Here is a 22,272-nt window from a genome sequence, read left to right as displayed (position 1 = left end):
GTCGTGTATCTCATTGTGTCCATCCGCGCCACGGACACAGTGCGTTGCGCGCGCCTGCCGTCTCGACATACGCCGGATACGTGCGGCGCTTCAAATGGTCCCTCGCAGAATGACCTGACAACGAGAGGAAAGATCATGAAGGACCGCATCGATACCCGCCGCCGCCGTTTGCTGGGCACCGCCGTCGCCGGGATGGGCTTGCTTGAGATGGGGCTGAGCGGGCTCGTCGAGGCGGCGGAAGCGCGGACCAGTCTGGCGCCCGCGTTGCCGGAAGCCTTCACGCATCTGAAGCACATCGCGACGCCGACGCTCAGCATCGCCTATGCCGAAGCGGGTCCGAGCAACGGGCCCGTTGTGATCCTGCTGCACGGCTGGCCCTACGACATCCACAGCTACGCCGAAGTCACGCCGATGCTGGCGGCGGCGGGCTATCGGGTCATCGTGCCGTATCTGCGCGGCTATGGGCCGACGCGCTTCCTGTCCGCCGATACGCCGCGCAACGGCCAGCAGGCTGTGCTTGCGCGCGATGTGATTGAGATGATGGATGCGCTTTCGATCGAGCATGCGGTGCTGGGCGGTTTCGACTGGGGCGCGCGCACGGTGAATATCGTCGCGGCGCTGTGGCCGGGGCGCGTCAAGGCGATGGTCTCCGTGAGCGGCTATCTGATCGGCAGCCAGCAGGCCAATCAGGCGCCATTGCCGCCGCAGGCCGAGCTGTCGTGGTGGTATCAGTTTTACTTCGCGACCGAACGCGGCCGCGCGGGCTACGACGCGAACCGGAACGATTTCAACCGGTTGATCTGGCAGACAGCGTCGCCGCAATGGCGCTTCGACGACGCGACCTACGCGCGTTCAGCCGCGTCGTTCGCCAATCCGGATCACGTGGAGATCGTGATCCACAACTATCGCTGGCGGCTCGGGCTGGCGCACGGCGAGCCGCAGTACGATGCGCTCGAGGCGCAACTCGCGAAGGGGCCAGCCATCGGCGTGCCGGTCATCACGCTGGAGGGCGATGCCAACGGCGCGCCGCATCCCGCGCCGGCGGCGTATGCGAAGAAGTTCACGGGGCGCTATGAGCATCGGACCATCGGCGGCGGGATTGGGCATAATCTGCCGCAGGAGGCGCCGCGCGCCTTCGCCGATGCGGTGATCGACGTCGCGCGCATGTGATGGCCGCTGTTGTACTGCTGGCTCAAAGCCCGAGGCATACCGCGCCCGCGGCGACGACCACGCATGCGATCCAGCGCCGCGCATCGACGTTCTCGCGCAGGAATACGCGGCCGATCAGCGCCGCGAACACGACGCTGGTTTCGCGCAACGCGGACACGGCGCCCATCGCGCCCGACTGCATCGCCCAGATGACGATGCCGTAGGCGGCAATCGAGACGAGTCCGCCCGCGATCGACGAGACGACCGACATCGGCGCGGCGAAGACCGGCTTCCAGATGGCGTCGGCGCCGCGCCGCACGATGAAGATCAGCGGCATGAACCAGTAGAAGAGGAACATCCACGCCGTGTAGGCGAACGGTTGATCGCCCGAGAGGCGCACGCCGATGCCGTCGATCACCGTGTAGATCGCGATGGTCACGCCGGTGGTCAGCGCCGCGAGTGCACCCGCGCGCGAGACGTGCCGCCCGCGCAGCGCGAGCGCCATGATGCCGCCCGAGATCAGCGCGATGCCGAGCACGCGCAACGCGCCGATTCCCTCATGCGCGAACAGCGCTGCACCGAGCGTGACGAGCAGCGGCGACGAGCCGCGCGCGATCGGATAGGCCTGCGCGAGATCACCGCGCCGGTACGAACGCACGAGACTCACGTTGTAGACCACATGCACGAGCCCGGAGGCGATCACGTACGGCCACGCCGCCGATGCGGGCAGCGGCAGCAGAACGACCGCGACGAGCGACACCGCGCCGATGGCGATGCTCATCCAGGTCATCGAGAAGAAGCGGTCGCGATTGCCGTGCAACATCGCGTTCCAGCTTGCATGAAGCAGGGCGGCGAGGAGGACGATGCCACCGGTATAGCTGAGCATGAGCGTGCCTTGAGGCTGTTGTTATCGTGACAAGAAGAATAACTATCTTGTAAGCCGCTCACAAACCACTTATTGTCGGATATCGCGTTAGAAAATCTCTTTCGAAATGAACCGGACCCTGCCGCCGCTGAATGCCTTGCGCGCCTTTGAAGCCGCCGGACGGCTCGGTAGCTTCAAGCAGGCGGCCGCCGAACTGCACGTGACGCACGGTGCCGTCAGCCAGCAAGTGCGTCTGCTCGAGGCGTGGCTCGGCGCGCCGCTGTTCGAACGTCATAACCGGCGCATCGCGTTGACGCAGGCCGCCGTAGCGTATCTCGCGCAGATTGGTCCGCTGTTCGATCAGTTGTCGCAATCCACGGCGCGCTACGGTGTGTCGGAAGCCGTCAGCCGCGTGCTCAGCGTGAATGCACCCGCGACCTTCGTGCTGCGCTGGCTCGTGCCGCGTCTGGAAGACTTTCGCCGCGCGCATCCGGACGTCGAAGTTCGGGTGGAAACGTCGAACGAGCCGGTCGAGGCGCTGAAGGAGAGTCACGACATCGTGATACGCGGCGGTCCGGACACGTTCTATGGCTACGCAATGCAGCCGTTCCTCGCTGAAGAGCGCCTGCCGGTGTGCAGTCCGGCGCTGTTGCGCCGCGTGCCGCTGCGTGTGCCGCAGGATCTGGAACGGCACACGCTGCTGCACGCGTCGAGTCTGCCGCGCGTGTGGCCCGATTGGCTCGCGAAAGCGGAGGTGCCGACGCTGCGTCCGGCCGCCGTCCTGAGCTTCGACCATTTCTATCTGACTTTGCAGGCGGCGGTCGATGGTCTCGGTATCGCCATGGGTCCAACCGCGCTCGTCTCCGACGATCTCGCGAGCGGCCGGCTGGTCGCGCCCCGTTCGACGCGCCGCGCCTGCCGTCGCGTGCGTACTGCACCTATGTCGCGGAGGAACGGGCGGGCGATGAATTGATCGCGCTGTTTCGCGTGTGGCTGGAACGCGAGGGCGACGCGTGCGTGCGGGAAAAGACGGCGCGCTAGCCGTAGCGCTTCACCGTGCGCCAGAACGCGGGCCACGGCTGGCGCGGAGCGTCACAGACGTAGATGTCCATGGTGTACTTGGTCAGCAAGCCCAGCCCGACCGCGATGCCGACGCCGATGAACCCGCGCGGATCATCGGACGACAGCACGCGCGCCATGCAGTACGCCGCCGCTACCCAGCACAGATAGTCAAGGCTGACGTACTGGAACAGGCTGCCCGTGCTCAGGGCGACGCTGCTGATCGCGGCGGCGAGCGCCGCCACGGTCTGTGCGAAGCGGCTTCCGCCCATGTTCCGCGCCATGAGTCCGGTGAGCACGCGCGCCACGCTCATCGCGAGCGACGAGAAGACCCTCAGCCCGACGAGGGACGGCCCGAAGAGCGTCGTAGCCACATGCGCGAGAAACGGCGTGCCCGGCGGCACGCCAACATAACCCCACGCGAGCGCACGGGCGTCTTCGAGCGTCGACAGCTCGTCGCGATGAAAGCCGTAGCGGCCGTTGGTGAGGGTGTGCCGCAGGAACAGCGCGACGGCCAGCAGGATCAGCACCAAGAGGTCGCCGCTTGCGCCGGGCTTGCTACGCACGCCTTCCGTCGATCAACGCGCCTCAGCGCACCAGAAACCCATAAGCCAGCGGATCGCGCTCGTCGATGATCCAGTTCGCGAAGCCGCAGATAAACGCCTCGCCTTCGATTTCCGGAATGACCGCTGGAATGTCGTGCACCATCGTTTCCTTCAGTACGCGCCCTTTGAAGACGGTCCCGACGATCGATTCATTGACGAGCGTGTCATCCGCCCCGAGCTGTCCGCGCAGATAGAGCTGCGCGACGCGCCCGCCCGTGCCGGAGCCGGTCGGCGAACGGTCCACTTCGCGGTCCGCGAACACGCAGCAATTCGCCTGCGTCGAGCCGGGGTGACGTGGCGCGTTGGCGATGATCGTGCCGCAGATATGATTGATCTCCGGAATGTCCGGATGCGCAAGCGGAAACGCCTGGTTTGCCGCGGCCTTCACCTCCGCGCCGAAACGGATCAGCTGCTCCACCGACGACTCGCGCACCGGCAGGTCGTGCGGCGCGCCATCGGCGTAGAAATAGAACGCGCCGCCATACGCAATGTCGCCCGTCACCTTGCCGAAGCTCGGCGTGTCCACGGTCACGTCGCGCTTCCAGATGAACGACGGCACGTTCACGAAGCGCACGGAACCCGCATGGTCGCCGTCCCACTTCACGAAGGCTTCGATGAAGCCGCACGGCGCATCGATGCCCACGCGCGTCTCCGGGCTCGTGCGCTGCACCCAGCCCAATTCGACCGCCGCCGTCGCAAGCGCGATAACGCCATGTCCGCAGTGATCGCTATAGCCTTCGTTGTGCAGGAAGATGATGCCGAAGTCCGCTTCCGGCGAGACCGGCTCGGTGAGATAGCCGCCGTACATGTCCGCATGGCCGCGCGGTTCGAACATCAGCGCGCGGCGGATGTCGTCGGCGTGTTCCTTCAGCCAGGCGCGGCGCTGCACGATGGTGTCGCCGGGCAAACGCGGCAGGCCGCTCGTGACGATGCGGAATGGCTCGCCGCCAGTATGGACTTCGACGGTCGAAATGGATCGGGAGAGTTTCATTGCGTTGTGCGGTGAGACTTATTGAGCGTAGGGAACGGGCAGGCCATTGCGGATCATGTAGACCGTGGTGGGCGCGCCTTGCAGGTCGCCGTTGGCGTCGAACGAATAGGTGCCCGCAACACCCTTGTACTTCTCCTTCGCCATCTGCGCGATGAGCTTCGCCTTGTCGGTGGTGGTGCCGGCCTTGACCATGGCGTCGGCGAGCATCTTCACGCCGTCGTAGTAATTGACGCCATAGACCTGCGTGTCCGTGTGATACGCATCCTGATACTTCTTCAGGAAAGCGCGGCCTTCCGGCGTCTTGTCCAGCGCCACGCCGCCTTGCGCGCAATAGACAATGGACGCCGCCTCGCCCGCGACCTTGCCCATGTCGGCGGAACAGATGCCGTCGCCACCCAGCAGCTTCGCGCGGATGCCGCGCTGCTTCATCTGCTTGGCCATCGGCGCGCCTTGCGACGCATAGCCGCCGAAGAAGATCACATCGGGATTCTTCGACTTGATCGCCGTGAGAATGCCGAGGAAATCGGTGGCCTGTGAATTGGTGAACTGCTGGTCGACGATCTTGATGCCGTTCGCCTTCGCCACCTTTTCGAACTGCTCGGCGACGCCCTGGCCGTAGGCGGTGCGGTCGTCGATGATCGCGGCGGTCTTCGCCTTCAGCGTCTTCGCGGCGAACTCGCCCATGGTGCCGCCGAGTTGCTCGTCGCTCGCGCCGATGCGGAAGATGTTCTTGAAGCCCTGCTTCGTGAGCGCCGGGTTCGACGCAACCGGCAGCAGCGGAATGCCCGCCGTGCTGTAGACGCGCGAGGCCGGAATCGCGACGCCCGAGTTATACGGGCCGAGCACCGCGACTACGTTGTGATCGGCGAGATTCTGCGCCACCTGCACGCCGACTTTCGGGTCGGCCTGATCGTCCTGCGAATCCAGCTTGAAGGTGACGCTCTTGCCGCCGATGCTGATGTTCGCTTTATTCAGTTCGTCGATGGCGAGCCGCGCGCCGTTCTCGTTGTCCTTGCCGTTCGGCGCCTGCGGGCCGGTGAGCGGCGCGGAGTGACCGAAGGTGACGACTTCCTGCGCGGTCGCGGAAGCGGCCACGGAGAGGACGGATAGCGCAGCCAGGGCAAGGACGGAATAGCGCATGGACTCGTCTCCAGACGGTTTCGAAGGAACACCAATGTAGTGCAGAAGGATTGGACCCTCAAGCAGATAAAAATAAGGCCGATCGTTCTGGTAAGGTCGCGGAAACTGCTTCCTGCATGCAGCAGAATATGCTGCGGCACGGACCACAAACCGCACAAGCTGCGGTTGCGGAAGGCAACATCGGCTCCGGCTGCCGCTGTGTCTCACTACACTGACTGCTCCACCCCTCGCCATCAGACAGGAGCGACCGTGAAACTCACCGACTTCGACACCCTCACTTTCGACTGCTACGGCACGCTGATCGACTGGGAAAGCGGCATCTTCGAAGGGCTGCGTCCGCTGCTCGAACGCGTGAAGCCCGCACTGACGCGCGATCAGGTGCTGGAAGCGCACGCGCGCCACGAGTCCTCGCAGCAGAAGTACACGCCGGCGAAGCGTTATCAGGATCTGCTGGCGATCGTCTACAAGCGGTTGGCCGAGGAATGGGGCGTGCCGCATACGCACGAGGAATGCGTGGCGTATGGCCGTTCCATTCGGCACTGGCCGGCCTTCGCGGATTCAGCGGAGGCGCTGCGCTATCTGAAGCAGCATTACAAGCTCGTGATCCTCTCCAATGTGGACAACGAGAGCTTCACGCACAGCAACACGAAGCTGCAAGTGACGTTCGATGCGATCATCACGGCGGAGGACGTCGGCTTATACAAGCCGTCGCCGCGCAATTTCGAGTACATGATCGAGAAGCTGGGCGAGCGCGGCATTCGCAAGGAGAAGATTCTCCATACCGCCGAGAGCCTGTTCCACGATCACAAGCCGGCCAACGCATTCGGCCTGACGTCGTGCTGGATTTATCGGCGGCATGCGCAGCCGGGCTTTGGTGCAACCATGGATCCGGGCACGCAGCCGACCATCGCGTTCCGCTTCAACAGCATGGCGGAACTCGCAGAGGCGCATCGCGAAGCGTTGGCACAGTCATGAGGAGAAAGGTGTGCGGCTCACCGAGTTCAAGGCACTGACGTTCGATTGCTATGGCACGCTGATCGACTGGGAAGCCGGCATTGCCGCCGGGCTGGCGAAGCTGGCGGCGCGGCATCCCGAAGCGCCCACGCGCGACCAGATTCTGGAAGCGCATGCGCGTCACGAATCGCAGCAGCAGTTGCTCACGCCCGCCATGGCCTACAACCGCTTGCTGGAGATCGTGTACAAGCGCGTGGCGGAGGAGTGGGAGGTCGGCTACACGTGGGACGAGGCCGTGGCCTATGGCGCGTCCGTCGGCGACTGGCCCGCGTTTCCGGATTCGGCCAGCACGCTCCAGTATCTGAAGAAGTACTTCAAGCTGGTCATCGTCTCGAACGTGGACAATGCGAGCTTCGAGGCGAGCAAGCGCAAGCTGGATGTCGAGTTCGACGCCATCGTGACCGCCGAGGACGTGGGTTCATACAAGCCGGCGCGCCGCAATTTCGACTATCTGTTCGACGTGCTGGCCCGGCTCGGCGTGGACAAGCGCGAGACGCTGCACATTGCGGACAGCAATTATCATGATCTGCTTCCGGCGGCGGAATACGGCATGCATGGCTGCTGGATTCATCGGCGCTTCGAGCAACGCGGCTTCGGCGCGACCGTGAAGACGCTCACGGAACCCGCCGTCAATTTCAAGTTCACGAGCATGGCGCAACTCGTCACGGCGCATCACGCCGAACTCGCCGAAGGCTGACGCGGCCGCCTGGCGCCCATCGATCCCGCACGACATGAACCACCGACACAAGCTGGACCGCATCGACATCAGGATCCTGGCCGAACTGCAAAAGAACGGCAACATCACGAACGCGAATCTGGCGGGCGTGGTCGGGCTGTCGGCGAGTCCGTGTCTGCAACGCGTGCGGCGGCTCGAAGCGGCAGGCATCATTTCGGGCTATGGCGCGCATCTCGATCTGACGAAGCTCACGAGCACGGTGACGGTCTTCACCGAGATCATGCTGCACGATCACCGCCGTGAAGACTTCGTGCGCTTCGAGGCCAATCTGCGCGATGTGGAGGAAGTCACCGAGTGCCATCTCGTCAGCGGCGGCTATGACTACCTGCTCAAGTTTCTCGTCAAGGATATCGGTCACTATCAGGCGGTGATCGAGAAGCTCGTCGACCGCAATGTGGGCATCGAGAAATACTTCAGTTATATCGTCATTCGCTCGCCGTTCGTCAGGCATACGGTGCCGCTGACATCGCTGCTCGCCGACGACGAGCGCTGACCGCACTCGGAGCTTTCAAAACGCCGAACGGCATCCTATTCTGAATTTTTTGCGTGTCCTCCAAAATCTCTTTCATGCAACAGGAGCAAGCCATGGCGAAGATGAAGGCAGTGCAGGTGGCGCAGGCGAACGGTCCGCTCGAAGTAGTCGAGCGCGACGTGCCGGAACCGCCGGAAGGGCACGTGCTCATCAAGGTTCAGGCGTGCGGCATCTGTCATAGCGATTCGCTGACGAAGGAAGGGCTGTGGCCCGGTCTCCAGTTTCCGCGCGTGCCGGGGCATGAGATCGCGGGCGTGATCGAGAAACTCGGAGCGGGCGTCGAAGGATGGCAGCAGGGGCAGCGCATCGGCGTGGGCTGGCACGGCGGACACTGCGGTCATTGCGAGCATTGCCGCCATGGCGACTTCGTGCTTTGCCAGAAGGGGCTCGTGCCCGGCATCAGCTATGACGGCGGCTATGCCGACTACATGGTGGCGCCGCAGGAAGCGCTGGCGCGCATGCCCGACGATCTCGCCGACGTCGATGCCGCGCCGCTCCTCTGCGCGGGCATCACCACCTTCAATGCGCTGCGCAACAGCGGCGCGCGTGCCGGCGATGTGGTCGCGGTGCTGGGCATCGGCGGGCTGGGGCATCTGGGCGTGCAGTTCGCGCGCAAGATGGGCTTCGAGACGGTGGCGATCGCGCGCGGTCAGGACAAGGCGCCGCTGGCGAAGGAGCTGGGCGCGCATCATTACATCGACAGCGAAGCGCAGAATGTGGCCGATGAACTGAAGGCGCTGGGCGGCGCGCGCGTGATCCTGGCAACGGCGACCAGCGGCCGTGCGATGAACGCGGCCATCGGCGGGCTCGGACTGAACGGCAAGATGATCATGGTGGGCATCTCCGACGAACCCGTCGAGGTGCCGATCACGCAGTTCATCATGGGGCGCAACTCGGTGCAGGGCTGGCCGTCCGGCACCGCGGCGGACTCGCAGGAGACGCTCGCGTTCAGCGCGTTGTCCGGCGTGAAGCCGATGATCGAGGAATATCCGCTGTCGCGCGCGGCGGAAGCCTACGACCGCATGATGAGCGGCAAGGCGCGCTTCAGGGTGGTGCTCACGCCGGGCAAGTGAGCGGGCAGCGCGCGCCTCTGCGGGTTCAATTGGCGAGCGCGGCGACCGTCGCGTTCGGCAGCGCGAGCAGCCGTTGCGGCGACATCAGCAGCTTCGCCTCGCGCACGCCCGCGCCCATGACGACGCGCGCGCGCTCCAAGACCGCCGCTTCCACCAGCACGAGCCACGACGCCGGCACGCCGAACGCGGTGATGCCGCCGTACTCCATGCCGGAGTGTTCGGTCGCCACTTCGCGCGACGCGAACGAGATGCGCTGCGCGCCGAGCGCGCGCTTGACCGCGCCGTTCACGTCGAGCCGCTTCGAGGCGAGCGTGACGATCGCCGCGTAGTGTTCGCCGCCATCCTTCTTGAACCGCACGACGATGGTGTTCGCGCAGTCTTCCAGGTCGATGCCGAAGCGCTCGCTGCATGCGGCGGTGTCGGAGGCGTCGTCGGGGACGCGGAACACGGTGATGTCGGTGCCGTGCAGCGTGGCAAGCACGCTGGCGGGGAGCGTCGCCGAGATGTCGTCGGCGGACATGAGGTCGAGATTGAGCGCGTAGTCGTCTTGAGGCGTGTTCATGGGCTGTCAGGCGGGCGCCTGGGACGCAAAAGGTTCCCAGAGTAACCGATGCGCGTTCGCCGCGCTTTGACGCTACTTGCCGCGCACGCTGTTGCGCTTCTCGCCGAGAATCTTGACGATGACCTTGGTGGGCGAACTGGTGGCGAGCCGCGCGATTTCATCGACATGCACCCAGCGGCAACGCGCGATCTCATTGCTGGCGCGGGCTTTCGCGCTCTTCGAGATGTCGCAGAAAAACACGTGGTGATGTTTCTGGTCGCCGCGATAGTTGAACAGGTGTTTGGCCGACTTGCCCGACAGACGGGTTTCTTCTTTCAGCTCGCGAAGCGCGGCATCTGAAAGATCTTCGCCGCGCTTGAGGATGCCGCCGGGCAGCGCCCATTTGGATTCGCGCCGCGCGACCAGCAGAATGTGTTTGCCTCTCCGGCAGACGACCGTGGCTCGTTTCCTCAAATTCGCTCCGATGCTTTTTGTTCTCGCGCTACCGTTCGCAGGGTATCGCCCTGTCGGGCAGCAGCTAGTGTACCCAAGGTGAATTTTCTTGTGGAGCACCTTGCACGATCTTTTGCAACGATAGCCGCGTGCGGCGTAGCGCGACCCTGAACGCGAAAACCGGCGACGCAAAGAAAAGCCCCGGCGGATGCGCTCGGCCGGGGCAAGTTTTCTACATCTACCGGTACGTCTCTTACTGCTGTTTTTGTATTGTTGCTGCTATTACTGCGACTTCTGAACGGCACATTCAACGACGTCCTGCACCCCGCCAACGCCACTCCCGCAACTGCAACTGCAACCACTCCGAAAATCCTGCGACTACGACACATGCTGCAACCGGTAAAAAAGTTGAGGGTAAGCCGGTTTGCTCAGTGAATATCGCTTCGCTTTTACTGGCGCGGTGTGTTGCGCCATGTAGAGAAGTCTACGCAGCCACGCGCGATTCAATTGCCCAAAGAAGCGTAGCTTTTCGGTTCTGTCCAGCGAATTCACGAAGGCGTTGGAGCGCGCTTCAAGACGCGCGACCAGGACACGCTTTGTCCACAGTGGGACGCTAGACTGGGTTTCACTCAAGCCCTGCATTGAATATGACCGCATCGTTACATCAATCCTATGAGCCGCCGCAGGACGCGCGGGCACTGGTGCTGAACTGGATCAGACGGGCCCGTGAATCGCAGATCCGTCACTACACCATGGCCGACCGTCTGACCGCGAGCGGCAGGAAGCTCGGGCTGGCTGTCATTGGCATCACGACCGCTACGGGCACCTCGGCGTTTCTCTCGCTTGTCGCGACCGCCATCTCGCCGCAATTGCGCATCGTCATCGGGTTGACGAGTATCGGCGCTGCCGTGCTCGCGTCCTTGCAGACCTTTCTGCGTTACAGCGAGCGCGCCGAATTGCACCGGCGCGCGGGGGCGCAATACGGCGCTGTGAGACGCCGCCTGGAAGCGATCCACGCCGCAGATCCCTATCTGCACGACACGCGCGACATCGAAGCCGTGCGCGACGAACTCGATCAGATTGCGCAGAACGCGCCGCATCTGCCGCGCAGGATCGTCGCGCGCGCGTAAGCCTCTACAGCAATCGCACGGCGGCCTTCGTGCGCCGCTTCTGTTCCTTCTTCAGCGAGCGCAGCGCTTCCTGTGCGGCCGCGCCATCCGGCAGCGCGTCGAGGTGCCGTTCGAGGAGCGCGCGGCTCGCCACGACATCGTTCAACGCGCCGAAGCGCTTCTGCATCCGCTTGAGGCCCTTCAGCGTCTTGCGTTGCTTGCCGCCGAGAAGCGATTCGAAGAACTCGACCAGATAGCGCACCTTCTTGCCCGCCTTGCGTACATCGTGCAGCCGCGCGTAATCCGCGCCTTTGGTTTTGGCGGCCGAGCGTATGCGTTTGCTCAGTTGTTTCTGCGCCGCCGCAACGCGCTTCCGGGCGAACTGGGTCAGCGGCGTGCGTCGCGCTGCCGTATTGAGTTCGCGATTCGCCTCGCTCAGCGACTCGTGCAGCATCTGCTTCAGCTTCGCATGCGAGAGCGTATCGCGGCTTTTTGCGGCGGTGGCGGTGCGTTGTTCGCGGAATGCGTCGAGCAAGGGCGCGCTGCCTTTCTTGTCGACGAGTTCGATCAGGATGTCCCAGTCGCGCGTGTTGCCCGCCGCGCCGGCCAGATATTTCAGGAGGGCGCGCTGCTGATCGTCGAAGTCCTTTTTTAGAATCGGGCGATACGCCCACAGCAACGTGCGCAGTCGCCGCAGTGCAACACGCAGCTTGTGCAGTTCCTCGGCGTCCGCGCTGCCTTCGAGCATCGTGGCCTGCGCGGACGCCTCGCCGATCAGCGGATCGGCATAAGTGGAGAAGCTCGCTTCCGCTAACGCGTCCTTGTTTCCCTTGTTCATGTCCGTGTCCCTAGTCTCGCGGAACAGAGATAGGGGCAAGAAACGTACCGAGCGTTGCAGACAATGACATAGCAACAAACAGGGTGCCGCAGGACCGCGCCAGCGCCAGGATAACGGCTCGATTCCCCGCTCAAAAGAGGTTCAGCCATGTTGCCGCTTCTACCGCTTCACGCACTTTTCGCCCCGCGCGGCGATGGCCTCAAACCCGAACTGCTTGCGCTGCTCGTTCGCCCGGCCGAAGCGGACGCCGGTCCCAGCGTCCCCGTTGAAGAGAACGACGTGACCGGCGTCGAAGATCAACGTCCGCGCGACTTCTCCAGCACGATGGTTTCGAAAAGCTCGTAGTCCGCCGTCGGCGTCTTGTCCGCGCCAGGGGCGTGATAGTAGTTGATCGTGATGGAGGTGCGGCCGCCGTGCTCGCCCGGATCGTGATCGAACACGGCGATGCCATAGCCCGTGCCCGTATCGCGCTGCGCCGACCAGATCGCGTCCTCGACGGCATCCGCGACCGGCCGCACGAAGGTGCCCGCCGTCGTGCCGGGCACGGGCCGGTTCGGCTTCGTGAAGACCTGCGCCTGCGGCAGGCCGGTGCCCGTGTCGGTGCCGTAGACATCAAGCGGCGCGCTGGTGCCGCCGCCGCCGAGGATCAGATGCACGGTGCCGTGCGACGTATCGATCGGATCGTTCGCGCGCGGCGAACCGTGCACGGGACGCGGCTGCAGCGTATCGACGCGTTCGCCCGTCACGGCGTCACGGCCCGCGTGATGATTGCAGCCGCGCACCGGATGGCTGCGTTCATAGTCGTGATCGTGGCCGCACAGCACGAGGTCGACGCCATAGCGGTCGAACAGCGGGAGCCACGCTTCGCGGATGCCCTTGTCGGAGCCGTTGCCCGTCTTCGACGAACTGAGCGCGTCCTGATGCATCTGCACGACGATCCAGTCGATGCCGTCGTCATGCGAGGCTTCGCGCAAGGTCTTGTCGAGCCAGCGGGTCTGCTCGCCCTGGCTATAGCCGCGCACATAGAACGAGGTGCCGGGGGGGATCGGCGGATTGCGGGTGCTTGCGGCGGGCACCAGCGGATTGGGCCCGGCCACGAAGGCGGCGCCGTCCTGATAGACGACGTCGTCGGAATCGAGCGAAACGAACAGCACCGAACTCACGCGGAAGCTGTACCAGCGGCCCGGAAAACGCGTGCCGTTGTCAGGCAGCGTGTAGCGCGTCAGATACGAATCGAAGCCCTGCCGGCCGTTGTGGAACTCGATCTCGTGATTGCCCGGACACGGCATCCACGGACGGTTCGCGGCGGACGTCTGCGCGTTGTTGCCGAAGTCGCGCCACACGTCCGGCTGGCTCGCGGGATTGAGGTTGGCGTAGCAGAGGTCGCCGTTGAGCAGATGGAACAGCGGCTCGAAGCGCTCCACCGCCTGCACCGCAAAGCGGCTCTGCGGCGACGACAGCACCCAGTTCGTATTCGGCGTCGCGAGGTCGCCGTAGCTGGTGAAGCGGAACGCGTGCCGTCCGCGCGGCGCGGTGCGGAAGCTCGACGTGAAGGGCTGGCCGGCGTTGCTGTCGTTGTCGGCGGTGACTTCGTAGTGGTATTGCGTGTTGGGACGCAGATCGCGCAGCCTCGCGTGATAAGTACACACGATCTCGCCGTTGAGGCCGTCCGTGTAAGTGCGCGGCACGGCATGGATCGCGTGGGCGCGGCCATCGTCCGATTGCAGCCGCACGCGCGGCGCAGTGGCCTGTGCAAGCGACGCCCAGCTGATGACCACTTCGCTCGACGGATCCTCGCCCCAGGTCAGGTGGATCTGTTCGGGCGTGCCGTCCGGGGTTTCCGTCGTTGCTGAAGCAGAGCGGCTCATCGCGCCCGCTGCGGTGGCGAGGCCGGAGGCGCCCGCGAACTTCAGGAAGCCGCGGCGCGAGGCGAGCGGTGCAGAGTCTTGCGGGTTCTTCGTGACCATGTGCGTGTGTCTCGTCGTGGGGAAGATTCGCCGTGTCACGAAACATTATTGTCATCGGCATGACCGTGCCGTGACACTGCACGAGTTCATCCGTCCATCGAACGGAACGCTGTCACATGCGAGCTATCCAATGAGAGCGGACCACTTCAGGAGCCAACCTCATGGCACGCAACGAATACGTTCTCTTCAAGGGCAAGGTCACGCTCGGCGTTCCCTTTCTGCAGGGTTACAAAGGCGACCCGCATTATGTGATCGTCAGCGAGGACCAGGAGGGCAACGAGTTCCGCATCGTCACCAACGTGAAGTCGGACAGCTCGCTCACCGGCCCCGAAGGCTACTTCGTGCTGTATCAGTGGAATCAGTATTTCGAGCATCCGATGACCGCGGATCTTGAGAAGATCGCCGCAGGCGTGTCCACGTCGAACTTCCCGAAGCTGGACTACGTGCACGATACGAAGCTCGTCGACCTGAACGCGATGCGCCCCATCGCGCTCGACGAAGAAGGCGAGCATAACGACATCAACGAGTTGCTCAACGAGATGCTGCAACTCGACATGTCGGGCGACGGCGTACCCTATGTCTATCCGACACCGACCTACAAGGACAACCGGCGCGGCTGGAAGCCGGCGAAGGACATCACGGTGTACGGCTTTGGTTTCCTGTTCGAACCGGACAAGGACGGCCTGCACGAAACGCACATGAACCAGGGCAATCCGAAGCCCGCGAAAGGCAGCAAGGTCAGGGACCATTCGAACGAGAACGGCGTCTTCCAGGACGGCGCCGTGATGGTGGAAGTGGACGGCAAGTTCCAGGCGTTGTTCGTCGCGTTCCAGACGCAGCTCGTGCCCACCGACAATCGCGGCTACCCGATCCCGGGTACGTCGCATCCGATCCTGGGTTAGCTACGCAGCGTCGTCCAGCGTCTGCGCGTAGGACTTCAGGTACTTCATGCCGGTGTCGCACATGATGGTGACGATGTGCGCATCCGGCCCGAGACGCTCGGCCACACGCAAGGCCGCCGTGACGTTCGCGCCGGTCGAGGTGCCGCAGAACAGCCCTTCCTCGGCGGCGAGGCGAAAGGCCATGGCGCGGGCGTCATCGGTGGAGACGCGTTCGAGTTCGTCCGCGATGCGGTCATGCCACAGCGGCACGACATAACCCGCGCCGATGCCGTCGATCTTGTGCGCGCCGCTCGGCCCGCCCGACAGCACGGCGGACTCCGCCGGCTCGACACCGATCACGCGCACGCGGGCGTCATGGCCGCGCAAGGTCGCGGAGATGCCGCGCAGCGAAGCGGACGTGCCCACGCTCTGCACGAAAGCGTCGATGCGACCTTCCGTCTGCTGCCAGATCTCGTCGCCCATCTTCGTGTACGCGTGAAGCTGGTCCATGTTCTCCATCTGCGCGGTGATGTACGCGCCCGTTTCATCCGCGATGCGATGCGCCTCGCGGATCATGTCGCGCGTGAGCTTCTCCGTCTGCTTGCCGTTTTCGCTCGGGACAATCGTCAGCCGCGCGCCGAGGAGCCGCATGTGATCGAGCTTTTCTTTCGAAAACGCGTCCGAGCTCACGAGATGCAGCGGATGCTGTTTCACCGCGCACACCAGCGCCAGCGACACGCCGGTGCTGCCGCCGGTGTATTCGACGACCGCGCCGCCGGGTTTGAGACGGCCGTCGCGCTCGGGCGCGTCGATCATCGCGAGTGCGATGCGGTCCTTCATGCTGCCGGTCGGATTCTGGCTTTCCAGCTTCAGCGAAATGCGCGCGCCATTGGAAGGCACGACGCGGCGCAGCGTCAGCAGCGCGGTGTTGCCGATGGTGCCGAGAACGGAATGCGGAGCGAGGTTCATGTGCGGGCCTGTGTCGGTGAGATCGAGCTGGAATACTTCGCAGTCTAGACGTCCGGGCACGCGCGGAATATAGTCGCAAATGACATTATCGACATCATTTGCGACATGCGACTTTCTATCCTGGCGCTCGATGGCGTGTTCGATACCGGACTGGCTGCGCTGCTGGACACGCTGGGCACGGCGAACGAACTGGCCGCCGCGCAGGGCGGCACGGCTCCTCCATTCGAATTCAATCTGGTAGGCGTGCGGCGGCGTGTGAAAACGGCGCTGGGCTTCTCGACGCAGCCCGAACCGGTCACGCAAGTGCGTCAGCCTGACTGGGTCGTACTGCCCGCGCTCAACGCCAAGCAGCCAGAGCCGTTGGTCGCCGCACTCGCGCGCCCCGATGTGCGCGAGGCGATCGGCCATCTGCGCGGCTGGCATGCGCAGGGCATCGGTATTGCCGCAGCGTGTACCGGCACCTTCGTGCTCGCGGAGGCGGGCTTGCTGGATCACGGCAAGGCCACGACGACATGGTCGCTCGCGCCCGCGTTCCGGCAGCGTTTTCCGGCGGTCGATCTGGACGACTCGCGCATGGTGGTCGCGTCGCGGCGCGTCGTGACAGCCGGTTCCGCGATGGGCCATCTCGACCTCGCGCTATGGCTCGTGCGACAGGCCAGCCCCGAACTGGCCACGATGGTCGCGCGTTTCCTGCTGATCGACCAGCGCGCATCGCAGGCGCATTACATCGTGCCGGATTACGTCGCGCATGCGGACCCGCTGATCGCACGTTTCGAACGCTGGTCGCGCGAGCACCTTTCAGCGGGCTTCTCGCTCAATGACGTGGCAAGCGCGCTGTGCGTCGGGCCGCGCACCTTGCAGCGGCGCACGGAGGCGGTGCTCGGCAAGTCGCCGCTGGCGTTCTTTCAGGATTTGCGGATCGAGCGCGCGCGGCAACTCGTGTCGGCGGGATGCGATCTGGAGAAGATCGCAAGCGAGGTGGGGTATGCGGATTCCGCGACCCTGCGCACCTTGCTGCGCCGCAAGCTCGGACACGGCGTGCGGGAGATGCGCGCGGATCGGCGCTGAAGGCGCGCACGGCGGGGCGCCTTCAGGCGTACATTATTCGAGCTCGACGCCCTTAAGCTCCGGAATGAGCGTGAGGGTGGCGATGACATCGATGACATAGATGCACGCCAGCGAGGCGATCGCGATGCCGAACGAGTAATAGCTCGCCACCGCGCCGATCGCCAGCGGCCCGAAGCCGCCCACCGCCCGCCCGATGCTCCACAGCACGTTCTGCGCGGTGCCGCGTGCATGGGTCGGATAGAGCTCGGCCATCAGCGCGCCGTAGCCGCCCATCATGCCGTTCACGAAGACGCCCACCACCATGCCGCCGATCAGCAGCGCCTCAGGCGTGGTCATGCGCGAGTAGATGAACACCATCACGAGCGCGCCGATCTGATACATGACGAAGGTCGGCTTGCGGCCGATCTTGTCCGCCAGCTGCCCGAAGATCCAGATGCCGACGAGCATGCCGAGGATCGACGCCGCCGTCCACGTCGCCGACTTCGCGAGCGTGAAGCCGAAGGCCTTGGTCAGATAGCCGGGCATCCAGATGATGAGACCGTAGTAGCCGAAGTTCTGCACCGAGCACATGATGATCATGCCGATGCTGCGGCGCGTGGTCTCGCGGTCGCGGAACAGCGTCTTGAGCGGGAACTCGTGGCGCTTGCGGGCGGCTTTCTCGATGAAGATCTCCGACTCGCCGATCGCCTTGCGGATCCCGAAAGACAGCACCGCGGGCGCGAGGCCGACGAGGAACATCCCGCGCCAGCCGATGTGCGGCAGCAGGATCGGCGTCACGATGGCGGCGATCAGCACGCCGATCTGCCAGCCCATGCCCACGTATGACGAGACGCGTCCGCGCTTTTCAGCGGGCCAGGCCTCGATGGCGAGCGCCATGCCGATGCCGAACTCGCCGCCCAGCCCGAGGCCCGCGATGAAGCGGTACGCGAGCAGGTCGTGATAGCCCTGCGCGAACGCGCACAGCCCGGTGAACACGGCGAACAGCAGGATCGTGTAGGTCAGCACGCGCACGCGGCCGAGATAGTCGCTCAGAATGCCGAAGCCGATGCCGCCCACGACGCCGCCCACGAGCGTCCATGTCACGAGCGAGCCGGCCTGCGCCGAGGTCAGGCCGAGGTCCGCCGAGATCAGGCTCAGCATGAAGCCGAGGATCAGCAGATCGAAGCCGTCCATGGCATAGCCGGAAATGGACGCGACCAGCGCGCGGATGTGCGGCGGACCGAAGATCGACTTCGACGGGACGCCGCGCGCGCCCTCGGCCGTGTGGTCGAGAGGTTGGTTCATGTGTGGTCTCCTCGTGGACGCATCAGTTGAGTGCGTCGGGATCGTGCGGCAGCGGCTCGCCCGCGCCGGTGCGCTCGACGATCAGCCCGTAGTGTTCCGGCCGGCGATGCTTCGCGAAGTTGAAGACGTGTTCGCGGAAGGTATCGCCGAGCGCGAGATCGATGTTCGCGAAGATCACTTCGTCTTCCTCGCTCACGCTCTGCGCGGCAATCTCGCCCGACGGCGCGACGATCACCGAGCCGCCGATCATATGGAAGCCGTCTTCCTTGCCGCACTTCGCGGCGGCGCCGATCCACATGGCGTTCTGATAAGCGCTCGCCTGCAGCGACACGAGATGTGTGTGCATGCGCAGATGCACCGGCTCCGGCCAGTGGATGTTCAGCGACGGCGTGTTGTAGCCGAGCACGCCGAGTTCGGCGCCTTGCAGCGACATCGCGCGCCAGGTTTCCGGCCAGCGGCGGTCGTTGCAGATACACATGCCGAGCTTCGCGCCCATCGTCTCGACCACCGGGAAGCCCGTGTTGCCCACTTCGAAGAACTTCTTCTCCAGATGCTGGAAGGGTGCGTCCGGCTTGTGATCCGAATGGCCCGGCAGATGCGTCTTGCGATACTTCGCGACGATCTTGCCGTTGTCATCGACGATGATCGCGGTGTTGAAGCACTCGCCCTTCGCGGTCAGTTCCGCATAGCCGAGATAGAAGCCAATGCCCGCATTGCGCGCGGCGTCGAAGAGCGGCTGCACGTCCGGATTCGGCATCGAGCGCTCGAAGAAACGTTCAATGGCCGCTTCCTCGCTCATCCAGTAGCGCGGGAAGAACGTGGTGAGCGCCAGCTCCGGGAACACGACGAACTTCGCGCTGCGGGCCTTGGCCTCGTTCAGCATGTCGACCAGACGCTTGACGACGGCCTGACGGTCGTCGGCGAGATGGACCGGGCCCATTTGCGCGACCGCGAGACCGATTTTGCGTGACTTGCTCATGACTTCCTGTTTCCTTGTGTGATGCGGTTTTCAGTGCTTGTCCGTATAGCCGAAGCCTGCGTGGCCCTCGGCGTCGCCGTCGGCGAGTGCGCGGAAGAACTGGCCGCGCGCCGAGATTTCTCGTTCGTTCTGGAAGGGCAGCGGCGTCGAGCGCGGAATGAAGCGGCCGCTGCCGGGCTGTGCATGCAGCACGCCGTCATCGACGATCACGCGGCCCGCGCTGATCACGGTGCGCGGCCAGCCGGTCACCGTCATGCCTTCATACGGCGTGTAGCCGACGCGGTCATGCAGCGCCGGGGCTGTCAGCGTGACCTGATGCTGCGGGTCCCACACGGCGATGTCCGCGTCCGCGCCCGCCTGCACGAGGCCCTTGCGCGGCGCGATGCCGTACATGCGCGCGTGATTCGTCGCGCTCAACGCGACGAACTCGGGCAACGTCATGCGGCCCTTGACGAAGCCTTCCGAGAACAGCAGCGGCAGGCGCGCTTCCAGGCCCGGCATGCCGTTGGCCATCTGCTTGAAGGTGGTGGCGTCGCCGTGCGGCAGCTTGCCGGTTTCATCGAAACGATAGGGCGCGTGATCCGACGAGACGGTTTGCAGCACGCCGTCCTTCAGCGCGGTCCACAGCGCTTCCTGTGCGTCTGCGTCGCGCAGCGGCGGGCTGCAGCAATACTTTGCGCCTTCCACACCGGGCAGGTCCATTGCGTCTTCGGTCAGCAGCAGGTAATGCGGGCAGGTTTCGCCGTACACCTGCGCGCCCATGCGTTGCGCCGCGCCGATCGTCGCGAGCGCGTCGCGCGCGGACACGTGCACGATCAGCACGGGCACGTCGAACAGCTTCGAGAGCTGGATCACGCGGTTCGTCGCTTCGGCCTCGGCCAGCGCCACGTGACTCGTCGCGTGATATTTCGGCGCGCTGCGGCCGTTTTCCAGCAGCTTCTGCGAGACCCAGCGGATCACGTCGTTGTTCTCGGCGTGCACCATCACGAGCGCGCGTTCCCGGGCGGCGAGCGCGAGCACGTCGAGCATCTGGTAGTCGTCGATCTTGAGCTGCTCGTAGGTCATGTAGACCTTGAACGACGTGATGCCCTTGCGGATCTGCTCGACGAGATCTTCCTGCAGCGTCTTCTTGTCCGTCTCGGAGACGATCAGGTGATAGCTCCAGTCGATGACCGACTTCGCCGTTGCAAGCGCCGCGTACTCTTCCGCCACCTGTTTGAGCGAATGCCCGCGATGCTGCGCGGCGAAGGGCACGATCATCGTCGTGCCGCCGAATGCCGCGCCGACGCTTGCGGAGGTCCAGTCGTCGGCGCCCATGATGCCCATGCCCGAGCGCTGCTCGACGTGGCAATGCGTATCGATGCCGCCCGGAAGCACGTACTTGCCGGTGGCGTCGATGTCGCGCTTGCCGGCGGGCAGGCCGCGCGCCACTTCAACGATCCGGTCGCCGACAATGCCGACATCCGCCTCGAAAACCGCTTCGTCGGAGGCGACGCGGCCGTTGCGTATCGTGAGATCAAACTGCTGCATAAACTGTCATCCGCTTGAAGATTCAGGGTTGCGCGGCGAGTTGCGCGTTGTCCGCGCGCGCCGCGAGCCACCAGTCGACGCAGGCGCGCGCGAGCGCGTCGGTCGGGTCGATCGCATGATAGGCGGCGCCGGCCAGCGCCACCGGGATTTCCGTGCAGGCGAGCAGCAGCGCGTCGGCGCCGCGCGTCATCAGCGCATCCGCTGCGCCGGAGAGCAGCGCGCGGGCGTCGTCGAGGCGGCCGGCCTTCACCGCCGCAACGCCCGCCGACACATACATGGCCTGCATGGCCTCATTGGGTTCAATGGCTTCGATGCCGCGCGCCACGAGCTGATCGTGATAGATGCGCGCCTTGAGCGTCGCGGCCGTCGCCAGAATGCCCACGCGGCGCGCCTGCGGATAGCGGCGCGTCAGCGCAGCCAGCGCCGCTTCGCCGATATGCAGCACGGGCAGCGTGCTCGCTTCCGCCAGCCGCTGATGCCACACGTGCGCGGTATTGCACGGAATCGCGATGGCCGAGCAGCCCGCGCGTTCCAGCGTGCGCAGGCCGTCGAGCAGATGCGGCCACGGCGCGTCCGAACCGGCGAGAAACGCCGTGCTGCGATCGGGCACTTGCGGCACGTTGTGAACGATGACCGGCATGTGTTCCTGATCGGACGCGGCGGGCGTCGCCTGGATCAGCTTGACGAGGAAATCCGCTGTAGCGAGCGGGCCCATGCCGCCGAGCACGCCCAGACGCGGCAGCGGCGCTGCGATGTCATTCATGCGCCACCCCGCTCGCGGCAGACCGCGAAGGCCAGCGCGGCGGCGCTCGAACACGGATCGATCACCGGCACGCCGAGCGCCGCTTCGAGTTCGGCGCGCAACGGCGTCATGCCGGCGCAGCCGAGCACGATGGCATCCGCGCCGTCCGTTTCGCACAGGGCGCGGCCGGTCGCGATCAGCTTGTCGAGCGCCCGTGCACGGTTGCCCGATTCCTCGACACTCAGTCCGACCGCACGTTCGCCCGCCACCGCCGCACCGATGCGGGCAGCATGATACGCCCGCCAGTGGCGCGGCATGCCGCGCGTGCCGGCCGCGATCACGCCGACGCGCGAGCCGAGCGCCAGCGCGCTCGCCATGGCCGCCGCGCCGATGCCGATCACTGGCCGGCGCGTGATTTCGCGGGCGGCGTGCAGGCCCGGATCGCTGAAGCAGGCGATGACGAAGGCCGCCGCGTGCGCGTCGTGCTGCTCGACGAAATCCGCGACCGCGACGGCGGCGCGATCCGCGTCCCGCTGGGTCTCGATGCCGCCCGGCACGGCGTGCAGCGTGTCGAACGCGACGGGCGCGTCGTTGCCGGCGCGCAGTGCGCGGACGGTGCGCTCGATGTCGCGCGTGACGTCGGCGAGACCGTTCGGGTTCAGGAAATAGATAGGAGCTGTCATGAGTCGACGCGAAGAAAACGTGAATAGACCAACTTGATTCCCACGATAGCAACGGCGCTCCGCG

At 65.0% G+C, this 22,272-nt stretch carries 22 protein-coding genes and 1 pseudogene; 9 read left to right on the top strand and 14 right to left on the bottom strand.

The annotated features are described in order from the left end of the window. Nucleotides 1-135 precede the first annotated feature (135 nt). Nucleotides 136-1,170, top strand: a complete 1,035-nt coding sequence (locus tag QCE63_RS20040) for an alpha/beta hydrolase (RefSeq protein ID WP_309835393.1) — start codon at nucleotides 136-138, stop codon at nucleotides 1,168-1,170. Nucleotides 1,171-1,192: 22 nt separating this feature from the next. Here the strand turns inward: QCE63_RS20040 and QCE63_RS20035 are convergent, their stop codons facing one another. Beyond that, complete coding sequence (locus QCE63_RS20035; protein ID WP_309835392.1) at nucleotides 1,193-2,035, bottom strand: EamA family transporter; 843 nt, start codon at nucleotides 2,033-2,035, stop codon at nucleotides 1,193-1,195. Between the two features lie 106 nt (nucleotides 2,036-2,141). On the opposite strand from QCE63_RS20035, the pseudogene gcvA reads away from it, so the two are divergent. Next, nucleotides 2,142-3,055 (top strand): annotated as a pseudogene (gene gcvA / locus QCE63_RS20030) (transcriptional regulator GcvA). Here the strand turns inward: gcvA and QCE63_RS20025 are convergent. Genes QCE63_RS20025 through QCE63_RS20015 form a run of 3 tightly spaced genes read right to left on the bottom strand, consistent with a single transcriptional unit; the run spans nucleotide 3,052 to nucleotide 5,809 of the window. Then, entirely contained in the window at nucleotides 3,052-3,639 is a 588-nt protein-coding gene (locus QCE63_RS20025; RefSeq protein ID WP_309835389.1) for a glycosyltransferase family 39 protein, read from the bottom strand. The pseudogene gcvA and the gene QCE63_RS20025 sit on opposite strands and share 4 nt — an antisense overlap. A gap of 22 nt (nucleotides 3,640-3,661) precedes the next feature. After that, complete coding sequence (gene lhpH / locus QCE63_RS20020; RefSeq protein ID WP_309835387.1) at nucleotides 3,662-4,669, bottom strand: trans-3-hydroxy-L-proline dehydratase; 1,008 nt, start codon at nucleotides 4,667-4,669, stop codon at nucleotides 3,662-3,664. Between the two features lie 18 nt (nucleotides 4,670-4,687). Beyond that, nucleotides 4,688-5,809 (bottom strand): branched-chain amino acid ABC transporter substrate-binding protein, encoded by a 1,122-nt coding sequence (locus QCE63_RS20015; RefSeq protein WP_309835384.1) that lies wholly within the window; start codon nucleotides 5,807-5,809, stop codon nucleotides 4,688-4,690. 249 nt (nucleotides 5,810-6,058) lie between these two features. Here QCE63_RS20015 and QCE63_RS20010 point away from each other — a divergent pair, with 249 nt between their 5' ends. The 4 genes from QCE63_RS20010 (at nucleotide 6,059) to QCE63_RS19995 (ending at nucleotide 9,164) form a co-directional block, all read left to right on the top strand. After that, nucleotides 6,059-6,784: a haloacid dehalogenase type II gene (locus QCE63_RS20010; protein ID WP_309835382.1), complete on the top strand. Its 726-nt coding sequence runs from the start codon at nucleotides 6,059-6,061 to the stop codon at nucleotides 6,782-6,784. Nucleotides 6,785-6,794: 10 nt separating this feature from the next. After that, nucleotides 6,795-7,520, top strand: coding sequence for a haloacid dehalogenase type II (locus QCE63_RS20005; RefSeq protein ID WP_309835380.1), 726 nt, complete (start codon nucleotides 6,795-6,797; stop codon nucleotides 7,518-7,520). Nucleotides 7,521-7,554: 34 nt separating this feature from the next. Further along, nucleotides 7,555-8,052: an Lrp/AsnC family transcriptional regulator gene (locus QCE63_RS20000; protein ID WP_309835378.1), complete on the top strand. Its 498-nt coding sequence runs from the start codon at nucleotides 7,555-7,557 to the stop codon at nucleotides 8,050-8,052. Between the two features lie 92 nt (nucleotides 8,053-8,144). Then, complete coding sequence (locus tag QCE63_RS19995; RefSeq protein WP_309835376.1) at nucleotides 8,145-9,164, top strand: alcohol dehydrogenase; 1,020 nt, start codon at nucleotides 8,145-8,147, stop codon at nucleotides 9,162-9,164. A gap of 25 nt (nucleotides 9,165-9,189) precedes the next feature. Here QCE63_RS19995 and QCE63_RS19990 read toward each other — a convergent pair whose 3' ends face one another. Next, a complete protein-coding gene (locus QCE63_RS19990; protein WP_309835375.1) occupies nucleotides 9,190-9,726 on the bottom strand; it encodes a YbaK/EbsC family protein in 537 nt (178 codons plus the stop codon). Between the two features lie 72 nt (nucleotides 9,727-9,798). Beyond that, a complete protein-coding gene (locus tag QCE63_RS19985; RefSeq protein WP_309835506.1) occupies nucleotides 9,799-10,179 on the bottom strand; it encodes an NUDIX domain-containing protein in 381 nt (126 codons plus the stop codon). 626 nt (nucleotides 10,180-10,805) lie between these two features. On the opposite strand from QCE63_RS19985, the gene QCE63_RS19980 reads away from it, so the two are divergent. Further along, nucleotides 10,806-11,288 (top strand): SLATT domain-containing protein, encoded by a 483-nt coding sequence (locus tag QCE63_RS19980; RefSeq protein WP_309835372.1) that lies wholly within the window; start codon nucleotides 10,806-10,808, stop codon nucleotides 11,286-11,288. Nucleotides 11,289-11,292: 4 nt separating this feature from the next. Here the strand turns inward: QCE63_RS19980 and QCE63_RS19975 are convergent, their stop codons facing one another. Both QCE63_RS19975 and QCE63_RS19970 read right to left on the bottom strand, forming a co-directional pair. Beyond that, nucleotides 11,293-12,105 (bottom strand): CHAD domain-containing protein, encoded by an 813-nt coding sequence (locus QCE63_RS19975; RefSeq protein ID WP_309835371.1) that lies wholly within the window; start codon nucleotides 12,103-12,105, stop codon nucleotides 11,293-11,295. Nucleotides 12,106-12,401: 296 nt separating this feature from the next. Continuing rightward, nucleotides 12,402-14,072 carry a fibronectin type III domain-containing protein gene (locus QCE63_RS19970; RefSeq protein WP_309835370.1) on the bottom strand — a complete coding sequence of 557 codons (1,671 nt, stop codon included), beginning with the start codon at nucleotides 14,070-14,072 and terminating at the stop codon, nucleotides 12,402-12,404. Nucleotides 14,073-14,233: 161 nt separating this feature from the next. On the opposite strand from QCE63_RS19970, the gene QCE63_RS19965 reads away from it, so the two are divergent. Next, on the top strand, nucleotides 14,234-14,974 hold the full coding sequence (locus QCE63_RS19965) for a DUF2278 family protein (RefSeq protein WP_309835369.1): 741 nt from the start codon (nucleotides 14,234-14,236) through the stop codon (nucleotides 14,972-14,974). Here the strand turns inward: QCE63_RS19965 and QCE63_RS19960 are convergent, their stop codons facing one another. Beyond that, nucleotides 14,975-15,922 carry a cysteine synthase family protein gene (locus QCE63_RS19960; RefSeq protein ID WP_309835368.1) on the bottom strand — a complete coding sequence of 316 codons (948 nt, stop codon included), beginning with the start codon at nucleotides 15,920-15,922 and terminating at the stop codon, nucleotides 14,975-14,977. 105 nt (nucleotides 15,923-16,027) lie between these two features. Between QCE63_RS19960 and QCE63_RS19955 the strand changes: the two genes are divergently transcribed. Continuing rightward, on the top strand, nucleotides 16,028-16,990 hold the full coding sequence (locus tag QCE63_RS19955) for a helix-turn-helix domain-containing protein (RefSeq protein WP_309835367.1): 963 nt from the start codon (nucleotides 16,028-16,030) through the stop codon (nucleotides 16,988-16,990). Nucleotides 16,991-17,023: 33 nt separating this feature from the next. Here QCE63_RS19955 and QCE63_RS19950 read toward each other — a convergent pair whose 3' ends face one another. From QCE63_RS19950 to QCE63_RS19930, 5 genes are read right to left on the bottom strand one after another with little or no spacing between them, the layout of a single operon-like run. After that, nucleotides 17,024-18,274: an MFS transporter gene (locus QCE63_RS19950; RefSeq protein ID WP_309835366.1), complete on the bottom strand. Its 1,251-nt coding sequence runs from the start codon at nucleotides 18,272-18,274 to the stop codon at nucleotides 17,024-17,026. Between the two features lie 22 nt (nucleotides 18,275-18,296). Beyond that, nucleotides 18,297-19,253, bottom strand: a complete 957-nt coding sequence (locus QCE63_RS19945; RefSeq protein ID WP_309835365.1) for an N-carbamoyl-D-amino-acid hydrolase — start codon at nucleotides 19,251-19,253, stop codon at nucleotides 18,297-18,299. 30 nt (nucleotides 19,254-19,283) lie between these two features. Continuing rightward, nucleotides 19,284-20,783 (bottom strand): dihydropyrimidinase, encoded by a 1,500-nt coding sequence (hydA, locus tag QCE63_RS19940; RefSeq protein WP_309835364.1) that lies wholly within the window; start codon nucleotides 20,781-20,783, stop codon nucleotides 19,284-19,286. 22 nt (nucleotides 20,784-20,805) lie between these two features. Then, nucleotides 20,806-21,546, bottom strand: coding sequence for an amino acid racemase (locus tag QCE63_RS19935; RefSeq protein WP_309835363.1), 741 nt, complete (start codon nucleotides 21,544-21,546; stop codon nucleotides 20,806-20,808). Further along, nucleotides 21,543-22,208 carry an aspartate/glutamate racemase family protein gene (locus tag QCE63_RS19930; protein WP_309835361.1) on the bottom strand — a complete coding sequence of 222 codons (666 nt, stop codon included), beginning with the start codon at nucleotides 22,206-22,208 and terminating at the stop codon, nucleotides 21,543-21,545. The genes QCE63_RS19935 and QCE63_RS19930 overlap by 4 nt, the downstream gene beginning before the upstream one ends. Nucleotides 22,209-22,272: the final 64 nt, after the last annotated feature.

Source organism: Caballeronia sp. LZ065 (assembly GCF_031450975.1).
GTDB lineage: Bacteria > Pseudomonadota > Gammaproteobacteria > Burkholderiales > Burkholderiaceae > Caballeronia.
This window is presented reverse-complemented; position numbering and strand designations above follow the sequence as displayed.